Raw genomic sequence first — 22,201 nt, forward strand, 5'->3', positions numbered from 1 at the left:
CGGCCGGGACCGCGGGGCCGTGGGGCCGTGGGGCGGCGCCTCAGCCGCGGAGAAACCCCTGATAGTCCTTGGCAGCCACTTCACTGCATTTATCCCGATATACGCCGACACCGCCGACGTAAGGCATGAAGACCCGAGGCTTTCCGGGGATGTTCGCCCCCATGTACCAGGAGTTCGCCCGCGGAAACAGCGTCAGCGCCGCGATCTCGTTCACCTGCCCCACCCACGTGTCCTCGGCCTGCGGATCCGCGTCGATGACCTGCCCGTCCAGCCGCTCCAGGCACTCGGCGATCCAGTCCACGTGCTGCTCGATCGAGACGATCATGTTGCTCAGCACCGACGGACTCCCCGGCCCGGTGATCGTGAACAGGTTGGGGAAACCGGCGCTCATCAGCCCGAGATAGCTCCTGGGCCCCGCCCGCCATTTGTCCCGCAGCGACAGCCCGCCCTCGCCCCGGATGTCGATGGCCAGCAGCGGCCCGGTCATCGCGTCGAACCCGGTCGCGTACACGATCACGTCCACCGGATGCTCGCGCTCGGCCGTACGCACGCCGCCGGGGGTGAGCTTCCGGATGGGCGCGGTCCTGAGGTCGGCGAGGGTGACGTTCGGGCGGTTGTACGTGGCGTAGTAGCCCGTGTCGACGCAGAGCCGCTTGCTTCCTATGGGGTGGCCGCCGGGAAGGAGCAGCTCGGCCACGGCCGGGTCCTGGACCGTGGCCCGGATCTTGCCGTGGACGAAGCCGGCGGCTGTCCTGTTCGCCTCCTCATTGGTCAGCAGGTCGGAGAACGAGCCGAGGAAGCCCAGGCCGCCCCGCTCCCAGCGCGCCTCGAACTCGTGCCGCCGCGCCTCGTCCGTCACCGCCAGGGCGGAGTCGGGGTTGGGGCTGGTCAGGAGACCGCTGTGGGAGGTACGCAGCTGACGGCGGAGGTCCTGGTGGTTGGCCTTGAACCACTGGTCGTACTCCGGCGACAGCGGCCCGTTGTGCGCGGGGACGCTGAAGTTGGGCGTCCGCTGGAACACCGTCACGTGCTCGGCGCTCTCCGCGATGACCGGAATGGACTGGATGGCCGACGAGCCGGTGCCGATCACCGCCACCCGCCGCCCGGACAGGTCCACGCCCTCGGCCGGCCACCGTCCCGTGTGATAGCTCGGCCCCTCGAAGGAACCGGGCAGAGCGGGCAGGTTGGCCACAGACAGGCAGCCGACCGCGGTGACGAGGTAGCGGGCCGACAGACGCTCGCCGTCGCCGGTCTCGACGCTCCAGACTCCGGGCGCCTGCCAGGAGGCGGCCGTGACGCGGGTGTCCAGCTGGATGTCGGGGCGCAGGTCGAAGCGGTCGGCGACGTAATCGAGGTAGCGGAGGATCTCGGGCTGGGCGGCGTACCGCTCGGTCCAGGTCCATTCGCGCTGGAGATCCTCGGCGAAGGAGTAGGAGTACTGCAGGCTCTCGACGTCGCAGCGGGCTCCGGGGTAGCGGTTCCAGTACCAGGTGCCGCCGACGCCACTGCCCGCCTCCAGGACCCGGGCGGCCATGCCTAGGCCGCGCAGGCGGTGGAGCATGTACAGGCCGGCGAATCCGGCACCAATGATAATCACGTCGTGGTCGGTCGATCCTGCGGGCATCGCGCCTCCATCGGCGATCGAGATGGACCTCCCCTCTAGAAGAACACGGCCCGTACGAGGGAGCACGGCCCCGCGAACAGCGGTTACCGGCCGACCGCACAGAAGAGCACGGCCTGTGGGAAGAACACGGCCGCCGGACAGCGGTTACCGGCCGGCCCGGGGCTCGAATGGCTGTCCTGGTGCGGTGCCGCCTTAGGGCTATCCCTTGGCCGGGCCCTGAGGTGCCCGGCCCGTCACCCGATCTACGCTGGATCCCACCTGCGGCCCGAGGCGCGCGTGGTGGCTTCCTCCATCGAAAGCGGGGGGCTCGATGGTTCAAGCGCCATTCGCCCGAGGAGCTGACCGGCAGGTGGGCGATCACCGGCTCTGCGGACGGCTCGGCTCCGGCGGACAGGGAGCCGTCTGCGAGGTCTTCGAAAAGGACGGCACCCGGGGCGGCCGGCAAGCCGCTCAGGCTCGACCGGATGGAAAGGGCGAAGGCCAGAGCCCGGTTCGCCCAAGAGGTCGCCGCCACCCGCCGGGTGGCGGCGTTCTGCATGACGGGCCAAGCGCCTCCAGGCACGGGCCTGTCCCCGAGCCGGGGGCAGGCCGGACAAGCCCGAGCCGGGGGCAGGCCAGGCCCCGGGGCGGGGCCCGAGCCGGAGTCAGGCCCGAGCCGGGCTTCTCACATCCGTACCGATTTCGGGGTCGTGCCCGTCGGCGGGCGCAGCTTCAGGCGTCCAGGTGGCCCGATCGGCGGTGCGGGCGGGTCGACCGAGGGCCGTCCCGTAGGTGGCGGTGGCGGGTCCGTCGCCGCAAGGCACCCCCGGCACGGCGCCCAGAGGAAGCCGGACCAAGCCGAGGAGCCGTTCCACGCCGAGCCCGTCCACTGCCACGACCAGGCGGTCGTCGCGTAGTAGCGGTCCTCGCCGCAGGCGCCGCCCCAGCCCCAGGTCGGGGCGAACGTGAAGGAGGACGAGCCCGACACCTGCCCGGTGCCGCCGCACTGCACCCAGGTGCCGCCGTCCCAGTAGTAGAGGAGGCTCTCGCTGACCTGCGTGGTGCGCCGCCGGCTGCCATCGCGGTAGGAGAAGCCGTCGGCCCCGGTGTGAACGCCGTCCCGCAGGAACTCCACCCGTGACCGGGTGCCGTGCTCATAGCCGCCCGTGGTGGACGTGGCCCAGCCGTAGCTGAAGATCCAGTAGTCGGGCGGTCCCAGCTCCTCGAACGTGGGCTTCCAGATGTAGTCGTCGATGTCCCCGTCGTAGGCGCATTCCCAGGTCTCGCCGCTGACGGTGACGATGTCGTCCTGCGCCGCCTCGTTGCACACGTCGCCGGGGTAGTCGGCGTACGCGGCGCCCTGACCTATGGCCAGGGTCGCCGCCACGAGTAAGAGGGTGGTGAGCACGTGCCGCCAACTGCGGAACGGCCCTCTCATAACGTACGCTTCCGCTTTTTCCTCTTGATCATGCGCACAAAATAACTTCGGCCCAGGAAGCCGTCAAGGCGTACCTTGACCATCGTTTCGGAATAACTTGCCGACCTGAAGCCATGCCGCCCGCAGCGTGAACCGCACGGTCGCGTGCTCTTCTGAATCGCCGTTGATATCGACCCGGAAGGCCGGCTCGGTGCTGTCGGCATCATAGGAAATGGCGGCGAGGAACGAGGTGAACCAGTTAACGCGCACACTTCGTGAGGTCAACCGCCCGTCCATGCAGTCATGGGCCACGGCAGACCCATTGGTCCCCGCGAAAATCTCGCTGAATTCGGATTTCCATCCTCCGGTGACACCCAGGCCGTCGAAGTACCCGCCGACCGTACGGCCGCCGTCGAGGTCGCGCCGGCCACAGCCGACAGGGCCCATCGGTGGTAAGCGGTGGGCGCGGGGAACCCCGCGCCCACCGCTCGGTGAATCCGCTGGTACTTCTGCTACCGGGCTGGATCACTCAGGCAGGAAGTAGGTGAACTGCCCGCCCGCGTGGTGACCGCCCCCGATCACGACGTTGGTACGGAAGGCGGGGTCCGTTCCGGCAGCGTCGCCGGAATTGCTACCAAAGGCCGGGTTGTCCCAGTGCGCATGGATCCTCTTGGTGTTGTTGCTCGAGGGATCGCAGTTCTCGGTGATGTAGTCGGCCTCTCCTTCGGTTCCAGTGGCGACCCCGTTCGACTCGGATTCCCAGCTGACGAGCCTGCCCGACTTGATCCGGGCCGGCGGCCGTCTGCTCCATTCGCCGTGGTCGAGCCGTGCCGTGACGAGCACCAGGTCGCAACCCGTGTGGTTGCTCAGGAAGACCTCGAAGCTGAAGAACGAGCGAGCGGAGGCGGTGCTCGCACTCGCTCCGGCCGCGGACGCGATCAGGCCGGCCGACAACAGCCCCGTGGCGATGAGGGCACTGCCGAGCCTGCGCATCCCGCGCCTGGTGGTGACTTTACCGCGCATTTCTGTTCCCCTTTTAGGGTGGCGAGCTCCTGACTCCTTAAAGTTAGGAGGGATTCGGCCGAGCCCACATACCCAGGCTTAGGGGTGGCCGCGACATCACGCCGGACACTATGATTCCGATTGGCGCTGCATTATGAGGCGTCGCGCAGAAGAGCCATGCAGCCATCAAGCGCTCTATGTCGCTGAAATCGCCCAAGCCCTTTATCGGCCACCCGAACAGTCCGGGACAGCGGCAGAAGCCTGGGTCATATCTTCGGCGAGGCTCGGCCGACGGAGCGATCAGTGGCCCGGGCCCATCGGGACGCGCACAGCCTCCTCAGCGCGCCCGCTGAGCCGAGCGCCGATACCCCTCCCGCCCGTCCGCTTTATAGCGTTAAAGGATGATATGTCAGTAAAGCGAGGGTTGACCGTAGATGACTGGTAGTAGATAACGGTATTCCGGCACGGGCACCAAACCCGGACCCTCGGAGACGCCGATGACGAGTGTCGCCAGTCCCGCGATGGTCGGACGCGAAGCGCCGTTGCGAGCACTCCTCGGCGCGATCACCCGACCGCCCGCCGTGGCCCTGGTGGAGGGCGAGGCGGGGATCGGCAAGACTCGGCTGGCGCGGGCGGCCATCGACGTCCTGCGCGACGGCGGTCGCACCGTGCTGCTCGGCCACTGCCACCAGCTCAGGGAGCCCTTCCCGTACGGCCCGGTGTTCGACGCGCTGCGCCACGTCGCCGCCGCCCTGCCCGGGACCGAGGCGCTCAACCCGGTGACGGGGGCGCTGCGCGGCTACCTCCCCGAGCTGGCCGGGCACCTGCCGCCCTCGCTACCGCCGGTCGACGACCCGCGAGCCGAGCGGCACCGCCTGTTCCGCGCGGTCCACGCGCTGCTGGACGCCGCGGCGCCGGTCGTCCTGGTGGTGGAGGACCTGCACTGGGCCGACGACGGCACCCGGGACCTGCTGCGGTTCCTCACCCAGCAACCGCCCGAGGGCCTGGCGCTGGTGGTGACCTTCCGGCGGGAGGACCTGCCCGTGACCGGGCTGCCGCTGGGCCACGCCTACCGGCATCCGCCGGGCGCCAATAGCGTGGTGATCTCGCTCAAGCCGCTGGACGTCGAGGCCGTCAGGACCCTGACCAGCACGCTGCTCGGCCACCCCCAGGTGACGGCGGGCTTCGCCGCCAGACTGCGCGAACGGACCGCCGGCGTACCGTTCCTCATCGAGGAGGTCGTCCGCTCGCTGCTCGACGGCGACGGCCAGTTCCCCGGCGGCGTGGAGGAGCCGGAGGCGCTCGACCGCGTCGCGGTGCCGCTGCTGCTCCGCGAGGCGATGGCGGAGCGGCTCGCGGACCTGTCGCCGCCCGCGCTGCGCGCGGTGCACGCCGCCGCCGTGCTCAAGCTCCCCGCCGACGAATCACTGATCGCCGCCGTCTCCAACACCGCCCACGAACCGCCGATCGCCGCCATCTCCAGCACCACCGACGAACCGACGATCGCCCCCGCCGGGGCCGCCCTGCGCGAGGCGCTCAAGGCCGGTGTCCTGCTGGAGCACCCCGACGGCCAGTACGGCTTCCGCCACGCACTCGCCCAGCAGGCCGTCTACGACGCGATCCCCGGCCCCGACAGGCAGCTCACCCACAGACGGGCCATGGCGGCACTGGCCGCACTGGACCCGCCGCCGCTCGTACAGCTGGCCTACCATGCCAGGCGCGCGGGCGAGTACGAGGCGTGGCGCAGACACGGCGTCGCCGCCGCGGACCAGGCGGCGGCGCTCGGCGACGTCCCGCTCGTGGTCGAACTGCTGGAGGGCATGCTGGCCGACCCCAAGCTGCCGCGCGAGGCCCGCGGCCCGCTGGTCCTCCGGCTCAGCCGGCTCGCGACGATCGGGCTCTCGCATCGGCGCGCCGTGCGGATGCTCCGCCGCCTGCTGTCGGACGACTTCCTGACCGGGGACGTCCGCGGCGAGGCCAGGCTGAACCTGGGCGTACTGCTGGCCAACCAGGCGGGCGACATCGCGGCGGGACGCCAGGAGGTCCTCGCCGCGCTCCCCGACCTGACCGGCCGGCCCGGCATCGCCGCCAGAGGGCTGGCGCTGCTGGCCATGCCTGCCTGGGGCGGCGAGCCGATCGCCACCCACAAGAAGTGGATGGACCAGGCCGAGAGCCTCCTCGTCACCGTCGCCGACGAGGACCCCGAACTGACGGCGACGGTGTACGTCAACAAGGTCACCTTCGCCATGCTCGTGGGCGCGCCCGACGCCTTCGCGCTGGCCGACACGCTGCCCGTGAGCGATCCGTCGGCGGCGATACGCAGGCAGGCCGCGCGCGGCTACTCCAACCTGTGCGACGCGGCGACCGCGCTCGGCCACTACGGCCCGGCCGGCCGGTTCGCGCGCGAGGGCAGGCGGATCGCCGGGGAGACCGGCGCCCTGTACCCCGCCTACCTGGTCGAGGTGTCGTCGATCAAGCTCGACTGGCTGACCGGACGCTGGGACGGCCTGCGGGAGCGGGCACTCGCCGCGGTCGAGATGACCCCCGAGACGCCGCTGCTCAGCGTGGACGCCCGGCTGGTCCTGGGCATGCTGGCGCTGGCCAGGGGCGAGTGGCAGGAGGCCGGCGAGCACCTGGAGGCGGCCGGCCCGCGTGAGCCGGACTCGGCCTTCCTCCCGGTCGCGGCCGCCGCCTCCGGCGGGCTGGTCGAGCTGCACCTGACCCGCGACTCGGTGGAGGACGCGCTGTCGGAGGCCGACAGCGCGGTGTCCAGGCTGCGGCGCAAGGGCGTGTGGGTGTGGGGCGAGCAGGTGGTGCCGGCGACCGTCACCGCGCTGCTCAGGGCCGAGCACTGCGCCCAGGCCGCCGAGCTGGTGGCCGAGTTCGCGGCGGGCGTCGCGGGCACGACCGCGCCGGCGGCCGAGGCGGCGCTGGAGTCGGCGCGCGGCGCGCTGGCCGGAGCGGGCGGCCGGTTCGAGGAGGCCGCCCGCTACTACGGTCGGGCGCGGGCCGCCTACGAGGCGATGCCCAGGCCGTACGGGGCGGCTCGGGCGGCGGAGGCCGAGGCGGGCGCGCGGCTCGCGCTCGGCGACCGGGCGGCCGCCGCGGAGATCCTCACTCACGCGGACGAGCGCTTCACCGCGCTCGGCGCCACCCACGACGCGGCACGCTGCCGCCATCTGCTGCGGGAGATCGGCGCGGGCGGCCGGCCGCGCCGGGGGCGGAAGCCGGCCGGCGGGGTGCTGTCGCCCAGGGAGAGCGAGGTGGCCAGGCTGGTCGTGCTCGGCCGGACCAACAGGGAGATCGCCGAGGTGCTGTTCCTGTCACGTCGCACGGTCGACACCCATGTGGCGCGGGTGCTGCAGAAACTCGGCGTCCGCACCCGTAACGAAGTGGCTCTCCCGCCATGAGCCGAAGCCCTGGCCGGATGACCGGCCAGGGCTTCGGTGTCGTGTGTCAGAGGGTGATGCTCCAGGTGTCCAGGCGCCCGGTGTCAAGGAAGTAGTCGTCGGTGACTTCGAGCACCCAGGTGCCCGCCGCCTGCTGGCTCACCGGGACCGAGTACGTCCTGGTGCCGTACGAGGTGCAGCTGGTGCCGCCGGAACTGTCGACCGAGTACCACGTGCCGTTCGGCCCGCGGAGCCGGATGTCGAGATCCTCCGCGCAGGTGTGCGCGATGGTGACCGACAGCTTGACCGGCGAGACCGCCGTACCCGTCGCCGTGGAGGTGATCGGGCTCTGTATGGTGCTGAAGTCGTTGATGGTGTAGTCGGTGCCGTTGGTGAACGTCCTGCCGCCCGAGGTGCTCTGCACCGTGAGCGCGTAGGTCGTGGTGTGCGTCGCCGTCACGCCGGTGCCGGTCACGGTCACCGTGTACGAGCCGGCGGGCGTGGTCGGCGCGGTCGAGATCGTCAGGGTGGACGATCCGCCCGAGGTCACCGAGGCCGGGTTGAAGGCGGCCGTGGCGCCCGTGGGGAGACCGCTGGTCGCGGCCAGGTTCACGGTCTGCGCGGTGCCCGCCGTCGTGGTGGTGCCGATCGTGGTGGTGGCCGCGGAGCCGGCCTGCACCGTGCCGGACGTCGGGTTGGCCGAGATCGAGAAGTCGCGGGTCGCGGTGCCGACCTGGAGGGTGTAGACGGCGGTGTGCGTGGCCGACCCCGCACCGGTGACGGTGATCGGGTAGGAGCCCTGCGCCACCGAGGAGCCGACGGACAGGGTCAGCGTCGAGGAGTTGCCGGAGGTGACCGACGACGGGCTGAAGCTCGCCGTGACACCGGTGGGCTGCCCGGACGCGGTCAGGGTGACCGTCTGGGCGCTGCCGGATGTGGTCTGCGTGTTGACCGTGGTGGTCACCTGCTGGCCGGGCTGCGCGCTACCGGTCGACGGGTTGAGCGAGAGCGAGAAGTCGTTGGTGGACGTGCCGCAGGCGGGCTCGCCCGTCGCCGCCGCCACGCTCACCGCGCTCCACGCCGCCTTGGTGGTGTTGCACTCGGCGCTGTTGGCGCCGAACAGCTCGATCGCGGACGCGACCGAGGCCGCGCGGACGTTGGTGTAGCGCCAGCTCGAGGTCTTGCGGTTCAGGGCGCCCATGTAGATCTGGCCGGCCTTCTGCACGCCGACACCGGTCACCGACGACGGGCCGCCGGAGCAGATGGGGCTGGTCGGCTTGCCGCCGCCGGGATTGTTGCCCTCGGCCAGCAGGTAGAACCAGTGGTTCAGCGGGCCGGCCGCCGCGTGCACCTCGGTGCTGGGGATCGAGGAGGAGTAGCAGTTCGGGTCGCCGAGCGCGCTCGGGTTGTACATGTTGCGGATCGGCCCGTCACCGACGAGGTCCACCTCTTCGCCGACCAGGTAGTCCGGCGGGTCGTTGGGGTTGTTGGCGTAGGCCTCGGTGAGAGCGCCGAAGATGTCACCGTTGCCCTCGTTGATGCCGCCGTTCTCGTTTCCGGAACCGGCCCCGCCGGGCGTGGTCTGGAAGATGGCGTGCCCGAACTCGTGCGCCACCACGTCGATGTTGGTGGCCTGCCGGGCGTTGTCCTGGCTGTGGCCGAAGTTGGTGTAGCTGCCGTTCCAGTAGGCGTTGACGTCGGCCAGGCCGACGCGGGCGGGGAAGCCCCTGCCGCTGCCGTTGATGCCGTTGCGGCCGAGCCAGGCACCCAGCATGTCCCACTCGCGCTGGACGGAGTAGAGCGCGTCGACGCAGCCGGTCTCCAGGTTGGTGCCGCTGCCGTTGCCCCACGCGTCGTCGGTGCCGGTGTAGGCGGTGCCGCCCTGCCCACCGCACTGGATGCCGGGCCTGGTCGTGTCGGTCATCGAGTACGAGCTGCCGGAGCCGCTCGTGTTGATGGTGACCTGGCCGTAGTAGTAGCCGTTGCCGCTGCCCTCACGTACGAGGTCGTAGGAGTCGGCGATCTTGCCGGTGCGGGCGTCCACGAACACGTGCTGGATGCTCGGCCGGCCCTTGACCAGGCCGCTGACGACGGCCTCCCAGCTCAGCGTGGGCGTACCGCTCCAGGTGAGCACCACCAGGCGCGGGGCGGCGGAGTCGTCGACGCGCGAGAGCCGGGTCTTCGCCACCTCCGTGGCCTTCTCCGCGCTGATCGCGGCCGTGGTCCGCACGTCCTGGGCGCTCGGCCCGGCCGCGACGGTGTCGCGGACGTGCCCCGCCGAGTCGGTGACGACGACCGCGTCCCCGCCGACCACCGGCAGCCCCTTGTAGGTGCGCTCGTAGCCGACGAAGTACATGTCGCTGGTGCCGCGGGTGACCGACACGCGGCTGTACGCCTCGTCCGACCCCTTGGCCAGCTTGTCGAGCCCGCTGGAGACGGCCTTGTCGGCGACCGCCGCGGCGAGGGAGGCCGGGTCGGCCGCCGCTCGTGCCTGCGCGCCGGAGTCCTGCTTGCCGGCTCCGGGTGGGGCGGCGTACGCGGTGGGGACGGCGAGAACCATCGACGCGGCAGTGGCGAGTCCCACAGCCGCGGCGGCTAAGGCAGTGCGTTTCACGCGTGGTGCTCCTTTCGGCGTTTCCCGGACGCCGCGGCGTGCGCGCGCACGCCGACCACGCCGCCTCAGGGATCGCCTGGGCCGCGGAACCGACCGGGAAAGGGGGGTGGGTGAGGGAGCGGTTTGAGCGCCGAACCGTTGACCTTGCTGCCGCCAGACGCTAAGCGCTGCGATCGGGTGTGCAAATACGTATGTTTATCGGTAGCCCTACCGATCTTTCGATCCGCCCTGGTCAGAGCCTCCGAGAGAGACGACTCCTAGAGCCCGGCACTGCCGCGCATGAGGCCATGGCAAGCGATCGCAGCCGCCGCCACCACGTTGAGCGAGTCCACACCGGCCGCCATGGCCGCCGGGCTCATGGGAATGCACACGGGCTCATCGGCCTCCTGCGACCACCGCGAGGAGAGCCCGTCTCCTTCGGAGCCCAGCAGCAGCGCCACCCGATCCGTCATCTTGACCGCGTCCAGCGGCGTGGCGCTCTGATCAGGGGTCAGCGCGAGCAGCTGATAGCCCGCGTCACGCATCTGCTCCAGCCCGTTGTACCAGTCGTCCATGCGCGCGTACGGGATGGAGAACACCGCGCCCATCGAGACCTTCACCGACCGCCGATACAGCGGATCAGCGCACCGAGGCGACAGGACGATCCCGTCCACCCCCAGCGCGGCGGCGCACCTGAAGATCGCGCCGACGTTCGAGTGGTCCACGAGGTCCTCCAGGACCACCACGCGTGAGGTGCCCGCCAGCACCCGCTCCACCGACGGCAGCGGCAGGCGCTCCATCGACGCCAGCGCTCCCCGGTGCACCTGGAACCCGGCGACGCCCAGCATGGTCTCGTCGCTCACCACGTACACCGTCGCGTCCCCGAGCACGTCCGCCAGCGGTTCCAGCCAGCGCGGGGTCGTCAGGACCGATCTGATCGGGTAGCCGGCGCCGATCGCGCGTCTGATCACCTTCTCGCCCTCGGCCACGAACAGGCCGCGCTCCGCCTCCAGGCTCTTGCGCAGGTCCACGTCCCTGAGCCGGGTGTAGTCGGTCAGGCGTGGGTCGGCGGGGTCCGTTACGTAGTCAGGCACCTTCAGATACTGCCATGAGGCGCATGACCTGCCAGACCACCGCATAGCAGCTGAGCACCAGGCAGAGGCCCACGAGCGTGCCCGCGCCCACCTTGGTGATGACGCTGGCGATGCCGAGCTGGGGGACGGGCTCGTCGACCAGGGGCCAGAGAAAGGCGCCCGCGACGGTGCCGGCCATGCAGAGGGCCAGGACCGCCCGTCGTACGCCCGCGTGGAGCCGCAGCCGGTCGGGGACGGTCGCGGCGCCCATCCGGGTGAGGCCGCGCCAGGCCCACCACACCACGATGGCCAGGCCCACCACTGAGGAGGTGTACTGGAGCAGGCGGAACAGCCTGATCACCCCGAACACCGACACCCCCAGCCACGGACCCCACTCGCCGGGGCCGGTGGAGTGGGTGAAGGAGTCCCACAGGACGTGGGAGGCGGCGCCGATCAGGGCGCCGGCCAGGATGGCCGGCAGGTCGCGGAGGCGCGGCGGGAGCAGGGTCGCGGCGCGGCCCGCGAGGGCGGGTGGGAGCAGGGAGATCAGCGGCTCGCGGAAGAAGAGATGGAACAGGGCCAGCAGGATGAGTACGGCGGCCAGGTCGATGGTGACGACGCCGCGCCAGGAGTGCCAGTCGGTGTAGTCGGGCAGGAACGGCAGGAAGATCGGCAGGTCGGGGACCATCGCGCCGATCGCCAGCGCCCATGGGTTGGCCAGCCTGCGGAATCGGGGCGACGACACCAGGGGAAGCACCGCCGCGATGTGACTGGGCGTGAACGGCACCGGCCCCAACTCCTCCCCCGTAGCTGATCTTCGAAGATTACCTCGCGAACCTTGAACAAGCTTTGCTCGTAGACCCTAAGGTCACCATTAGTAATGGGTAGCTTACTTATCGCTGTCGACGGCCGGAGTCGGGATTCGGGGGTTCAAGGTGCCTGAACAGCGAGTTCACGCTCATCCGGCCGCGTCAGCCGCCTGGCTGCGCGCTGCGCGCGTGGCTCGCTCCCTTTCGGTGCTCACCCTCGTGTGGCTGGCGGTGGAGAGCACGCTCGGGCTGGCCGCGGGGCTGGGGGCGCATTCGGTGGCGCTGATCGGCTGGGGGCTGTCGGCTCTCGTGGAGGCGGTGGCGAGCCTGATCGTGGTGTGGCGGTTCACCGGCTCGCGCACGCTGTCGCCGAGCGCGGAGCGCCGGGCGGGGCGGGCGGTCGCGGTGAGCTTCTGGCTGCTGGCGCCCTATCTGGTCATCCACGTCGCCCACGATCTCGACGCCGGCCATCGGGCCGTACCGACCGCGCTCGGCATCGTGGTGACCGCGGTCAGCCTGGCCAGCATGCCGGTGCTGGGGTTGGTCAAGCGGCGGCTCGGCCGGCGGCTCGGGTCCCCCGCGACCTCGGGGGAAGGCACCCAGAACCTCATCTGCGCCGCGATGGCCGCGGGCGTCCTGACGGGATTGTGGCTGAACACGCTCGGCTGGTGGTGGGTCGATCCGGTGGTGGCGTTGGCTCTGGCGGCGGTCGCCACGAGGGAGGGAACTCGGGCCTGGCGCGGTCACTCATGCTGCCATTGACCGTCACACCAGGTAATCGTCGCACCAAACGGGCTGTTTTGCCACAGTAAGCGCACCGAGTATCGTTCCGGAAGTATTGCGGAGCATCTCCCGCTAGGGTCTCCGAAAGGTCCCGACACACCGAAGAGGACATCGTGGGGCGACACCGCACAGACGAGCTCGACGGCGGCTACCAAGCTCAGGAACCGACTCCCCGAAAGCGTGGGAACGGTGGTGGCCGCGGCAAGGTGTTCGTCCCGCTCGCCGGGGCGGTCGCACTCGCTGTGCTGCTGGGCGTCGCGGCGTTCGTCATCTTTAACCGCGACCACGACTGCTCGAACGGCAAGCTGCCACTGCGCGTCGTCGCGAGCCCGGACATCCAGCCCGCGCTCAACAAGATCGCCGGCAACTACAACAAGGCCATGCACTCGATCGACAGCCGCTGCGTCGAGGTGACGGTGGCCAAGGAGGCCGCGGCGCGGACCGCGAACGCGCTGGCCGCCGGCAAGATCAACGCCGACCTGTGGGTGGCCGACTCCAGCCTCGTCGTCTCCAGGCTCCGCGGCCAGGCCGCGGGCGCCGCCCTGCCGGAGTCCAGCGGCTCGATCGCCACCTCGCCGGTCGTGCTGGTGGCCGCCAAGGCCGCGGCGGCCAAGCTGGCCAGCAGCCTCCAGCCGAGCTGGGCGGGCGTCATCGCGGCGGCGAACGTCGCCAATCCGGACGGACCCGGTAAGAAGGTCCGTGTACTGGCCCTCGACCCGCAGAAGAACTCGGCCGGGATGGCCGCGCTGCTGGCCGCCGCCGGCTCGGCCCAGCAGGCCGGTCAGAGCAAGGCGCTGGTGGGCGCGCTCAAGGAGCTGTCGGGCCAGCTCGTCGCCGACCCGGCCGCGCTGCTGGCCAGCCTGACCGTGAAGTCCGGGAGCAAGGTCCCGATCGGCGTCACGTCCGAGCAGACCATCTACCTCCACAACACGAAAAAGCCTGACACCCCGGTGGTGCCGCTCTACCCGGCCGAAGGCACGCTCAGCCTCGACTACCCGCTCGTGATCGTCACCAAGGACGCGGCGGCGCAGAAGGCGGCCGCGGCGTTCAAGCAGGAGCTCGGCACCGAGTCGGCCCACCGGACGCTGCGCGAGCAGGGCTTCCGTACACCCGACGGCAAGGCCGGCGACGCCCTGTCCAAGGACAAGGGTTTCACCCCGGCCCCGCCGACACCGCTGCCCACCCCGGACGACAAGACCGTGGTGAGCATGGCGCAGACCTGGTCCCGGCTGAACCTCGGCACCCGCCTGCTCACCCTGCTCGACGTCTCGGGCACGATGGCACTGCCCGTCCCCGGCACGAAGATGACCCGCATGCAGGCCATCGGCAAGATCGCCGTCGAGGGGCTCGGGCTGTTCCCCGCCGACGCGGAGATCGGGGTGTGGGCGTTCTCCACCCACCTCGACGGACAGGGCAAGGACTGGCGCGAGGTGGTCTCGGTCGGGCCGCTCAGCGAGAGCGTCAACGGCGTGCTCCGCAAGGACGCCTTGGGCCGGCAACTGGGGGCCGCCCAGGCCAAGGCCACGGGTGACACAGGACTGAACGACACGCTCAAGGCCGCGTACGCGGAAATGACGAAGTCGTACCAGGAAGACAAGATCAACACGATCGTGATCCTCACCGACGGCGCCGGCAACGACGATCCGGACGGCGGGCTCAGCAACAAGCAGATCCTGAACTATCTCAAGAAGACGTATAACCCCAAGCGCCCGGTCAGCATCCTCCTCATCGCCTTCGGCCCGGACGCGCCCAAGGGCAAGCAGCAGATGGACGCGCTCGCGCAGGCGACCGGTGGCGAGGCTTACATCGCCAAGAACGTGCTGCAGGTGCGCGACTTCTTCCTCCAGGGCATGCAGCGCCGCCTCTGCGCGCCGCGCTGCGATGGCTGACCCCATTAGTCACATCTGACACCGTTTTCCCAGCTCATGCCAGTTGGGCATGGACTGGCACGCTGTGGTAACCCCGCTCGCGCGGGGAGGCGTCCTACCCGCCGTGAGGGCTTCCGCCCTCGACCAGCGGGGAGGAAACGTGTCTGGATGGCCGGCTGTTGACCGCGGTGACGATCAGCAGGTGGTCGACGCGCTTCGGATGGGTGCCGTCGAAGGCGCGGCCAAGCTCTATGACGCTTATGCCGAGCGGTTGCACGACTACGCGTGCTCTCTTACCGGGGAGCGCGACGCCGCGGCCGACTCCGTACATGACGCGCTCGTCACCGCGCACGGGTGCGTCTCGCGGTTGAAGGAGACCGGCCGGCTGAGAGCCTGGCTGTACGCGCTGACCAGGTTCCAGGCTGTCGCCCGGCTGGCCCACAGGAGCGGCTCGGCCAAGACCGACAGCGTTCCGTTGCCGGTCTTCGACGAGCCGGAGGATCCCGAGCTCGCCGCGCTGGTGCACGAGGCGCTCGGGGAGCTGAGCAGGAACGAGCGCGAGGTCCTGGAGCTGTCACTGCGTCACGGGCTCACCCCGGCGGAGGTCGGCGCTGTGCTCGGGCTGACCTCTCGCCAGGCCACCGCCCGGCTCGGCCGGGCCCGCGATCATCTGGAGAACGCCGCCGCCGCCGTGATCCTGGCCAGGACCGGGCGGGCGCACTGTCCTGACCTGTCGGCGATGCTGGACTCGTGGGAAGGGCCGCTCACCTCGTTGCTGCGGCGGCGGTTGTCGGGACACATCTCAGGGTGCGAGGTGTGTACGGAGGGGCGGCACCGGCAGGTGGCGGCCACCCGGCTGCTCGACATGGTGCCGGTGGCCTATCCCCCCATTTCGCTGCGCCGCAGGGTGGTCGACACCTGCGTCAACCCGGAGCGGGACCAGACCCGGACGCTGATCACCGACCGGGGTGACAGCTTCGACCGCACGGGATTTCCGGTGGCGGTCGAGCGGCGCTCGCGCCGCCGCCGGCCGCGCCGCCTCGGGCCCGTGCTGCTGGCCGGCGCGGCGGTGCTCGCGGCGACCGGCGCCATGGTCGCGATGAACAGCGGCGACCCCGCCAAGACCGCGCTGCGCGTGGCCCCCGCCCCCTCGGCCTCCCCCGCTGCCTCTCCTGACGACCTGACCGGCTCTCCTGACGACCTGACCGGCACCACGCCGGAGCCCGAGTCGGAGGACGACACCACGCCCACGCCTGATCCGTCGCCCACAGCGTCCCGCAGCGGGGTGCCGAGCACGAGACCAGCCACCACCAAGCCCGCGGCCGCCCCGACGGCCACCCGTCGGCAGACCGTGCGCGGCGCCCGGTTCGCCACCTCCTGCCCGGACGGTGTCGAGGACGCCGCGAAGATCGGGCTGACCGCGCGCAACGCCACCGTCGCCTGGCGCGCGACCGCGTCCGCGGGGCTGCAGGTGTATCCCGCGAGCGGGTCGATCAAGGCGGGCGGCTCGATGGCGATCTGGGTCACGGTCGACGACCCCGGCACCGGTGGCAGCGGCTCGGTGTCCTTCAGCTCCAACGGCGGCGGCGCGAAATGCTCGCTGTCGTGGCACGGCGGCACGGAGCAGACCCCGGAGCCGCCCACGGACCAGCCGACGAGCGGTCCCGAGCCGAGCGAGACGCCCAGCGGGCCGACGCAGAGCACGTCCGTGGACAACGTCCAGGTAGACCCGCCCCACGACTCCTGATGTGTGACATGGTTACTCGGGATGATATTCCGCCTGATAAGGCAGGAAATTCTGACTCCCGGTCGTCAAATGGCCCGCCCCCACGCCAGTGACTGCTGAGCCCGGAGTACACTTACGTGACAAGTGGGGATAAAACGGACCATAGCTCGAAGATCTTGCCGCAAGTAGGGCATCCTTGTGGTTTGGGGACCGCAACGGAGGCCGGAGTATGACCGTGTGTTCAAAAACACACGAAGAATATCTGCCTGCCGGTAAACCGGAGCGCGTCGCCAAGCGTCGGCATTGACGTGTCCACGGGTGCATTGGTCCCATGAAATGCGATCAATCGCGCCTTTACCCAGCTAGGCCCCAGGAGAGAAGACAAGTAGATGCTCAAGCACCGCAGAGCGCTGACGTGGCTCCTCGCGCTCGCCTGCATCGCGGGAGCGGTGATCGCGCTGTTCGACATCCAGACACCGCTGCGCCCGCTCCTCATCTCTCTTTTCCTTCTGGTGGTGCCAGGAGCCGCAGTCGTAGGACTGTTGCGTGATCGTGACCCGCTTGCCGCACTATCAGTAGGAGCTGCGGCAAGTCTCGTGCTTAACGTGCTTCTCGCCCAAGCCATGCTGCAGTTCAACGCATGGTCGCCTCGGGCCGGTGTGGCAACGGTCGCCGTGCTCGGAGGCTTCATGTACGTGCTTCGCGTGTTGTACCGGGGGAAGAACATGCAGACCGAACAGGGGGCCAGGCCAAGGTGAACATCACAGTGGTTCGCCCCGGAGACCTCGGCGAGTCCGAGCGGGCCAGGTGGCGGGCGCTTCAGAAGGCGGACCCGAGCCTGGACAACCCATTCCTCTCCGTCGAATTCGCCTTGGCGATGGACCGCCTGCGGGATCGGGTCCGGGTCGCGGTCATCCAGGACGAGACCGGCATCGCCGGCTTCTTCCCGTACGAGCGCCACAGCTTCGGCATCGGCAAGCCGCTCGGCGGCTTCCTCACCACCTGCCATGGCCTGATCTCCGAGCCGGACCTGAAGTTAGAGGCCCGCGCGCTGCTGAGGGCCTGCAAGCTCAGCGTCTTCGACTTCGACCACCTGGTCGCGGGGCAGCCGACGTTCGCTCCTTACGAGAGCGACGTGCGCCCGGCGCCGGTCATGGACTTCACCCAGGGCTTCGACGCCTGGCTCCAGCAGGTGAAGACCAACTCCCCCAAGAACCTGAAGACCGTGCGCTACAAGGAGCGCAAGTTCGGCAGGGAGCACGGTGGGCTGCGCTTCGAATGGGCCTCGGCCGATCCGGAGGTGCTGCGCACCCTGCTCGCGTGGAAGTCCGACCAGTACAGACGGACGGGCCGGGTCGACCGGTTCGCCCAGCCCTGGATCGTCGAGCTGATCGACCTGATGTTCGCCGAGAAGTCGGCTGACTTCTCGGGTGTCCTGACCATGCTGTACGCGGGAGACGTGCCAGTCGCCGGCCATTTTGGACTGCGCACGGCCACCACGCTCGTCGGGTGGTTCCCCGCTTACGACACCGAGTTCGCCCGGTACTCACCGGGCATCGTGCACCATCTGCAAATGGCAGAGGCCGCCGCGGCGGCCGGGTTGCACATGGTGGACATGGGCAAGGGCGGCAAGGAATACAAGGACTGGCTCAAGAGTGGGGTGCTGTACGTCGCCGAGGGCCGGGTCTCCAGACCCTCCGCGTCGGCGGCGGTGCACTGGATGGGCAGAACTCCTTTCAACAAAGCCCGAACAATTGTCATGGACCGGCCGTCTCTCTATAGGGCAGCCGACAGAGTCCTGAAGGGTTTCGGTCGGGTGCGCAGCACTTTGCAGCACCAGGAGTCATCCAACGCAGTCGTCAAGGAACCAACGGGAGCGCGCTAGCGCTCCCACCCGTACAGCCCTAGCAATCCCCGCGCAACCCTCGCTCCCAGTGGACCCTTCATGCACCGTTCGCAGCACCGCCATTCCTCCTGCACCCGGGAGTGGCTGCGTCCGGCCAGTGTGCTGGGTCTCGGAAGGAATTCCCTCACCATGAGTCCCGACATCACCAAGCACAACGGCAAAGTGCAGATCGCGCCGCTGCGATCGATGCCACCTATTGAGCGTTTCACCCCGGTCACGCCTCACCTGGCCATCTCTCCCACGGTGAGCGTCGTGGTCCCGGCCATGAACGAGGCGGACAACCTGCCCCATGTCTTCGCCACGTTGCCCCAGTGGATCGATGAGATCATCCTGGTCGACGGCAACTCCGTCGACGACACCGTGGCGGTGGCCAGACGCCTGCGGCCCAACCTGAAGGTGGTCACCCAGACCGGCAAGGGCAAGGGTGACGCCTTGGCCGCCGGCTTCGCCGCCGCCAGCGGCGACATCATCGTGATGATCGACGCCGACGGCTCCACCGACGGCCACGAGATCATCACGTTCGTCGGTGCGCTGGTGACCGGCGCCGACTTCGTCAAGGGATCGCGCTACGCCGCCGGTGGCGGCAGCGACGACCTGACCTTCGGCCGCCGGTTGGGCAACAAGGTCCTCACCAGCATCGTCAATATGATGTACGGCACGCAGTACACCGACTTGTGCTACGGCTACAACGCCTTCTGGGCCCGCCACCTCGAGGTGCTCGACCTCGATTGCGACGGTTTCGAGGTGGAAACGCTGCTGAACGTCCGCGCCGCCAAGGCCGGACTGAAGGTGCACGAGGTGCCGAGCCACGAGCGCAACCGGATCCACGGCGAGAGCAACCTGCGCGTCGTGCGTGACGGCATGCGTGTGCTGAAGACCATCCTGCGAGAGTGGCGCCGCCAGCCCGCCCCTCCGCAGCCCAAGCCCGCCACTGCTCCGGCCGCGGACCGGGGTGTCGCGTAAGAAGGTCCGTTGTGAAGACGTCTGTTGTCATCTGCGTATACACCGACGAGCGGTGGGAGGACATCAGGCAAGCCGTCGAGTCGGTCGAGAATCAGCGGCGACGACCGTACGAGCTGATCCTGGTCGTCGACTACAACCCGGACCTGCACCTGAAACTCAAGCGTGCTTACCCACAGGCCATTGTGGTGGAGAACACGCACGAGAAGGGGCTGTCCGGCGGCAAGAACACCGGCGTGGCCACGGCCACCGGTGACATCGTCGCGTACCTCGACGACGACGCCGTCGCCGATCCCGGCTGGCTGGAGGCTTTGGAGGAGGGCTTCCAGGAACCGGGTGTCGTCGGCGTGGGCGGTCGCACCGAGCCGTTGTGGGCGTCCCAGCGCAGGCCGCGCTGGTTCCCCTACGAGTTCGACTGGACGGTCGGCTGCTCTTATCGCGGCATGCCCGCGGTGAGAGCGCCGATCCGCAATGTGATGGGCGGCAACGCCGCCTTCCTGCGCGAGGTCGTCTCCGAGGTGGGCGGTTTCCACAGCGGCATCGGGCGCAGCGTGCAGGGTCGCAAGAGCCGGCCGCTGGGCTGCGAGGAGACCGAGTTCTGCATCAGGCTGAGCCAGCGCAAGCCCGGCTCGGTCATGCTGTTCGAGCCGCGCGCGCTGATCGGGCACAAGGTGTCGCGCCAGCGCGAGCGATTCGCCTACTTCAGATCCAGGTGCTACGCGGAGGGACTGTCCAAGGCCCTGGTCACGCAGGAGGTGGGCACCCAGGACGGACTGGCCAGTGAGCGGGCGCACGCGCTGAAGACGCTGCCGCTCGGCGCGCTGCGGGGCGTCGGCGAGGCGTTCCGGGGCGACGTCGGCGGGCTCGGCCGGGCCGCCGCGATCGTGGTCGGCCTGGCCTGGACCACCTGGGGTTACCTGATCGGCTCGGCACGACTGAAGGCAGTGCGCTGATGATCCGCGTACCGATATTGATGTACCACTCTGTCGCCGACGACCCGAACGAGGAGACACTCCCTCACTCGGTACGGCCGTCGGACCTGGACGAGCAGCTCGCCTACCTGTCGGAGAGCGGGTTCACCCCGCTCACGCTGGGCGATCTGGTGGCCTCACTGAACAAGAACAACGGCAGGTGCATGCCGGACAAACCCATCGTCCTGACCTTCGACGACGGCTACGCCGACTTCCACAGCCGCGCGCTGCCGCTGCTCGACCGCTACAAGTTCCCGGCCACGGTCTTCCTGACCAGTGGCTGGGTGGCGGACGCCGGCGACGACGCCGCGGGCCGGCCGCTCGACGACATGCTCACCTGGGGCCAGGCCCGCGAGACCGCCCAGGCCGGCATGGAGATCGGCGGCCACAGCCACAGCCACCCGCAGCTCGACCAGCTCCACATCGACGAGCTGCGCCAGGAGCTGCGTAAGAACAAGGGCCTGCTGGAGGAGAAGATCGGCGCGCCGGTCGCCACCATGGCCTACCCCTATGGCTACTCCAGCGCCCGCGTACGCCGCGAGGTGCGCAAGGCCGGCTACTTCGCCGCCTGCGCGGTGAACAACTCGATCGCCGCCGACCGTCACGACATGCTGGCCATCCCCCGGCTGACCGTGGCCCGGCACACGTCCATCAGCATGTTCAAGCGCGCCGTCGAAGGCACTGGTGTGCCCCTGATCTACCTGAAGGAACGGGTCCTCACCAAGGGCTACGCGATCGTCAGGCGCACGAGGTACGGCCTGCAGCGGGTGCGTGGAAATGTCTAGCCTCTGGGGGAGGGTCCTGCGCGACCTTCGTAACCCCCTGTTCCGCAACGGCTACGCGCTGATGGCCAACACGGCGATCACCGCGACGCTCGGCATGGGCTACTGGCTGCTGGCCGCCCACTTCTACACGCCCGAGGAGTTCGGCCGGGGCCAGGCGATGATCACCGCGATGCGGCTGTTCGCGTCGCTGACCGCGCTGGGCCTGGTGGGCGCGCTCTCCCGCTTTCTCCCGCTGGCGGGCCGCCGCATCCCCGAGCTCATCCTGCGAGGGTACGGCCTGGCGGCGGCGACCGGCGGCGTGGCGGCACTCGGCTTCCTGCTGACCCTGCCGCTGTGGGGACGCACTTACTCGGTGCTCGGCGCGTTCGGGCCCGGCCTGTTCTTCCTCGGCTCGGTGCTGGTCTGGTCGGTGTTCACGTTGCAGGACGTGGTGCTGACCGGACTGCGCAACGCCACCTGGGTGCCGCTCAACAACCTGGTCTTCGGCCTGGCCAAGATGGGGTTGCTGATCGCGATGGCCGGCGCGCTGCCCGACGGCGGCATCTTCACTTCCTGGATGGTGCCGACGGCGCTGGCGCTGATCCCGGTCAACTGGCTGATCTTCGGCGTCATCGTCCCCCGGCACATGAAGCGGACCGAGACCGTCCAGCAGCCGCCGCGGCTGCGCGAGATCGGCCGGTTCCTGGCCGGCGACTTCCCCGGCACGCTGTCGATCCTGGCCATCGTCTACCTCGTGCCCACCGTCGTCGCGACCCGGGTGGACGAGGCCACGTTCGGCCGCTTCTCGATGGCGCACACGCTGGCCAGCATGATCGAACTGCTGGCCATGAACATGGCCGTGTCACTGACCGTCGAGGGCTCCTTCGACCGGTCGCAGCTGGCCGAGAACTGCCGCCGGGCGCTGCAGCGAGCCTTCATGATCATCGTACCGATCATCGTCGTGGTGCTCGCGGGCGCGCCCCTCATCCTGAGCGTTTTCGGGGACGGCTTCGCGGCGGTGGGTACGACGTTGCTGCGGCTCATGGCGCTGGCCGTGCTGCCACGGGTGCTGATCGAGGTCTATCTGAGCGTGCTGCGGGCGCGGAGTGACGCGCGGCAGCTGGCCTTCGTGCAGATCGGGCTCGCGGTGCTCGTTCTCGTGTCGATCCTGGCGCTGTTCCCGTTCGCCGGAGTCAACGCCGTTGGGTACGGCTTGTTGCTCAGCGAGACTTTGATGGCACTTTTGATCTTCAAATCTCTTCGCAAAATACTCATTCTTGGCGATACACGGCGGACTCCCGTCACTCAGGGGTCGTCCGGGGCCGCATGATGGTCAA

General features: G+C 69.5%; 17 protein-coding genes. 10 read left to right on the forward strand and 7 right to left on the reverse strand.

The features are described from left to right. Positions 1-40: 40 nt before the first annotated feature. The 4 genes from AB0C30_RS45595 to AB0C30_RS45610 all read right to left on the reverse strand — a co-directional run bounded on the left by AB0C30_RS45595 (position 41) and on the right by AB0C30_RS45610 (position 4,043). Positions 41-1,624 carry an NAD(P)/FAD-dependent oxidoreductase gene (locus tag AB0C30_RS45595; protein ID WP_357955983.1) on the reverse strand — a complete coding sequence of 528 codons (1,584 nt, stop codon included), beginning with the start codon at positions 1,622-1,624 and terminating at the stop codon, positions 41-43. 664 nt (positions 1,625-2,288) lie between these two features. Beyond that, positions 2,289-2,990 carry a hypothetical protein gene (locus AB0C30_RS45600; protein WP_357955986.1) on the reverse strand — a complete coding sequence of 234 codons (702 nt, stop codon included), beginning with the start codon at positions 2,988-2,990 and terminating at the stop codon, positions 2,289-2,291. A gap of 114 nt (positions 2,991-3,104) precedes the next feature. Beyond that, a complete protein-coding gene (locus tag AB0C30_RS45605) occupies positions 3,105-3,467 on the reverse strand; it encodes a hypothetical protein (protein ID WP_357955989.1) in 363 nt (120 codons plus the stop codon). A gap of 78 nt (positions 3,468-3,545) precedes the next feature. Continuing rightward, on the reverse strand, positions 3,546-4,043 hold the full coding sequence (locus AB0C30_RS45610; protein ID WP_357955992.1) for a hypothetical protein: 498 nt from the start codon (positions 4,041-4,043) through the stop codon (positions 3,546-3,548). A 476-nt stretch (positions 4,044-4,519) separates the two neighbouring features. On the opposite strand from AB0C30_RS45610, the gene AB0C30_RS45615 reads away from it, so the two are divergent. After that, positions 4,520-7,432, forward strand: a complete 2,913-nt coding sequence (locus AB0C30_RS45615; RefSeq protein WP_357955993.1) for an AAA family ATPase — start codon at positions 4,520-4,522, stop codon at positions 7,430-7,432. 46 nt (positions 7,433-7,478) lie between these two features. Here the strand turns inward: AB0C30_RS45615 and AB0C30_RS45620 are convergent, their stop codons facing one another. The 3 genes from AB0C30_RS45620 to AB0C30_RS45630 form a co-directional block, all read right to left on the reverse strand. Next, the gene (locus AB0C30_RS45620) at positions 7,479-10,025 is read right to left on the reverse strand and encodes a M4 family metallopeptidase (RefSeq protein ID WP_357955995.1); all 2,547 of its coding nucleotides are present in this window, start codon (positions 10,023-10,025) and stop codon (positions 7,479-7,481) included. Between the two features lie 257 nt (positions 10,026-10,282). Next, positions 10,283-11,143 (reverse strand): RNA methyltransferase, encoded by an 861-nt coding sequence (locus tag AB0C30_RS45625; RefSeq protein WP_357955997.1) that lies wholly within the window; start codon positions 11,141-11,143, stop codon positions 10,283-10,285. Continuing rightward, complete coding sequence (locus AB0C30_RS45630) at positions 11,091-11,864, reverse strand: DUF4184 family protein (RefSeq protein WP_357955999.1); 774 nt, start codon at positions 11,862-11,864, stop codon at positions 11,091-11,093. Before AB0C30_RS45630 ends, AB0C30_RS45625 begins: the two co-directional genes overlap by 53 nt. 211 nt (positions 11,865-12,075) lie before the next feature. Between AB0C30_RS45630 and AB0C30_RS45635 the strand changes: the two genes are divergently transcribed. From AB0C30_RS45635 to AB0C30_RS45675, 9 genes are all read left to right on the forward strand, one after another. Further along, positions 12,076-12,648, forward strand: coding sequence for a cation transporter (locus AB0C30_RS45635; protein WP_357956001.1), 573 nt, complete (start codon positions 12,076-12,078; stop codon positions 12,646-12,648). Between the two features lie 134 nt (positions 12,649-12,782). Then, a complete protein-coding gene (locus tag AB0C30_RS45640; RefSeq protein WP_357956003.1) occupies positions 12,783-14,558 on the forward strand; it encodes a substrate-binding domain-containing protein in 1,776 nt (591 codons plus the stop codon). Between the two features lie 181 nt (positions 14,559-14,739). Next, positions 14,740-16,284: a sigma-70 family RNA polymerase sigma factor gene (locus AB0C30_RS45645; protein WP_357956005.1), complete on the forward strand. Its 1,545-nt coding sequence runs from the start codon at positions 14,740-14,742 to the stop codon at positions 16,282-16,284. Between the two features lie 368 nt (positions 16,285-16,652). After that, a complete protein-coding gene (locus tag AB0C30_RS45650) occupies positions 16,653-17,021 on the forward strand; it encodes a hypothetical protein (protein ID WP_357956007.1) in 369 nt (122 codons plus the stop codon). Between the two features lie 8 nt (positions 17,022-17,029). Next, entirely contained in the window at positions 17,030-18,148 is a 1,119-nt protein-coding gene (locus tag AB0C30_RS45655) for a GNAT family N-acetyltransferase (protein ID WP_357956009.1), read from the forward strand. Positions 18,149-18,298: 150 nt separating this feature from the next. Further along, positions 18,299-19,132, forward strand: coding sequence for a glycosyltransferase family 2 protein (locus AB0C30_RS45660; RefSeq protein ID WP_357956012.1), 834 nt, complete (start codon positions 18,299-18,301; stop codon positions 19,130-19,132). 11 nt (positions 19,133-19,143) lie between these two features. Next, positions 19,144-20,082 (forward strand): glycosyltransferase family 2 protein, encoded by a 939-nt coding sequence (locus AB0C30_RS45665; RefSeq protein WP_357956014.1) that lies wholly within the window; start codon positions 19,144-19,146, stop codon positions 20,080-20,082. After that, a complete protein-coding gene (locus AB0C30_RS45670; protein ID WP_357956016.1) occupies positions 20,082-20,885 on the forward strand; it encodes a polysaccharide deacetylase family protein in 804 nt (267 codons plus the stop codon). The genes AB0C30_RS45665 and AB0C30_RS45670 overlap by 1 nt, the downstream gene beginning before the upstream one ends. Then, positions 20,878-22,194, forward strand: coding sequence for a hypothetical protein (locus AB0C30_RS45675; protein ID WP_357956019.1), 1,317 nt, complete (start codon positions 20,878-20,880; stop codon positions 22,192-22,194). Before AB0C30_RS45670 ends, AB0C30_RS45675 begins: the two co-directional genes overlap by 8 nt. The last annotated feature ends 7 nt before the right edge of the window (positions 22,195-22,201 follow it).

The organism is Nonomuraea sp. NPDC048901, from assembly GCF_040649695.1.
GTDB lineage: Bacteria > Actinomycetota > Actinomycetes > Streptosporangiales > Streptosporangiaceae > Nonomuraea.

Bases quoted from the DNA above. Each gene is read 5' to 3' on its own strand.
- AB0C30_RS45595 (WP_357955983.1), bottom strand. From the start codon at position 1,624: ATGCCCGCAGGATCGACCGACCACGACGTGATTATCATTGGTGCCGGA.
- AB0C30_RS45605 (WP_357955989.1), bottom strand. From the start codon at position 3,467: ATGGGCCCTGTCGGCTGTGGCCGGCGCGACCTCGACGGCGGCCGTACG.
- AB0C30_RS45610 (WP_357955992.1), bottom strand. From the start codon at position 4,043: ATGCGCGGTAAAGTCACCACCAGGCGCGGGATGCGCAGGCTCGGCAGT.
- AB0C30_RS45615 (WP_357955993.1), top strand. From the start codon at position 4,520: ATGACGAGTGTCGCCAGTCCCGCGATGGTCGGACGCGAAGCGCCGTTG.
- AB0C30_RS45625 (WP_357955997.1), bottom strand. From the start codon at position 11,143: ATGCGGTGGTCTGGCAGGTCATGCGCCTCATGGCAGTATCTGAAGGTG.
- AB0C30_RS45650 (WP_357956007.1), top strand. From the start codon at position 16,653: ATGCTCAAGCACCGCAGAGCGCTGACGTGGCTCCTCGCGCTCGCCTGC.
- AB0C30_RS45660 (WP_357956012.1), top strand. From the start codon at position 18,299: ATGAGTCCCGACATCACCAAGCACAACGGCAAAGTGCAGATCGCGCCG.
- AB0C30_RS45670 (WP_357956016.1), top strand. From the start codon at position 20,082: ATGATCCGCGTACCGATATTGATGTACCACTCTGTCGCCGACGACCCG.
- AB0C30_RS45675 (WP_357956019.1), top strand. From the start codon at position 20,878: ATGTCTAGCCTCTGGGGGAGGGTCCTGCGCGACCTTCGTAACCCCCTG.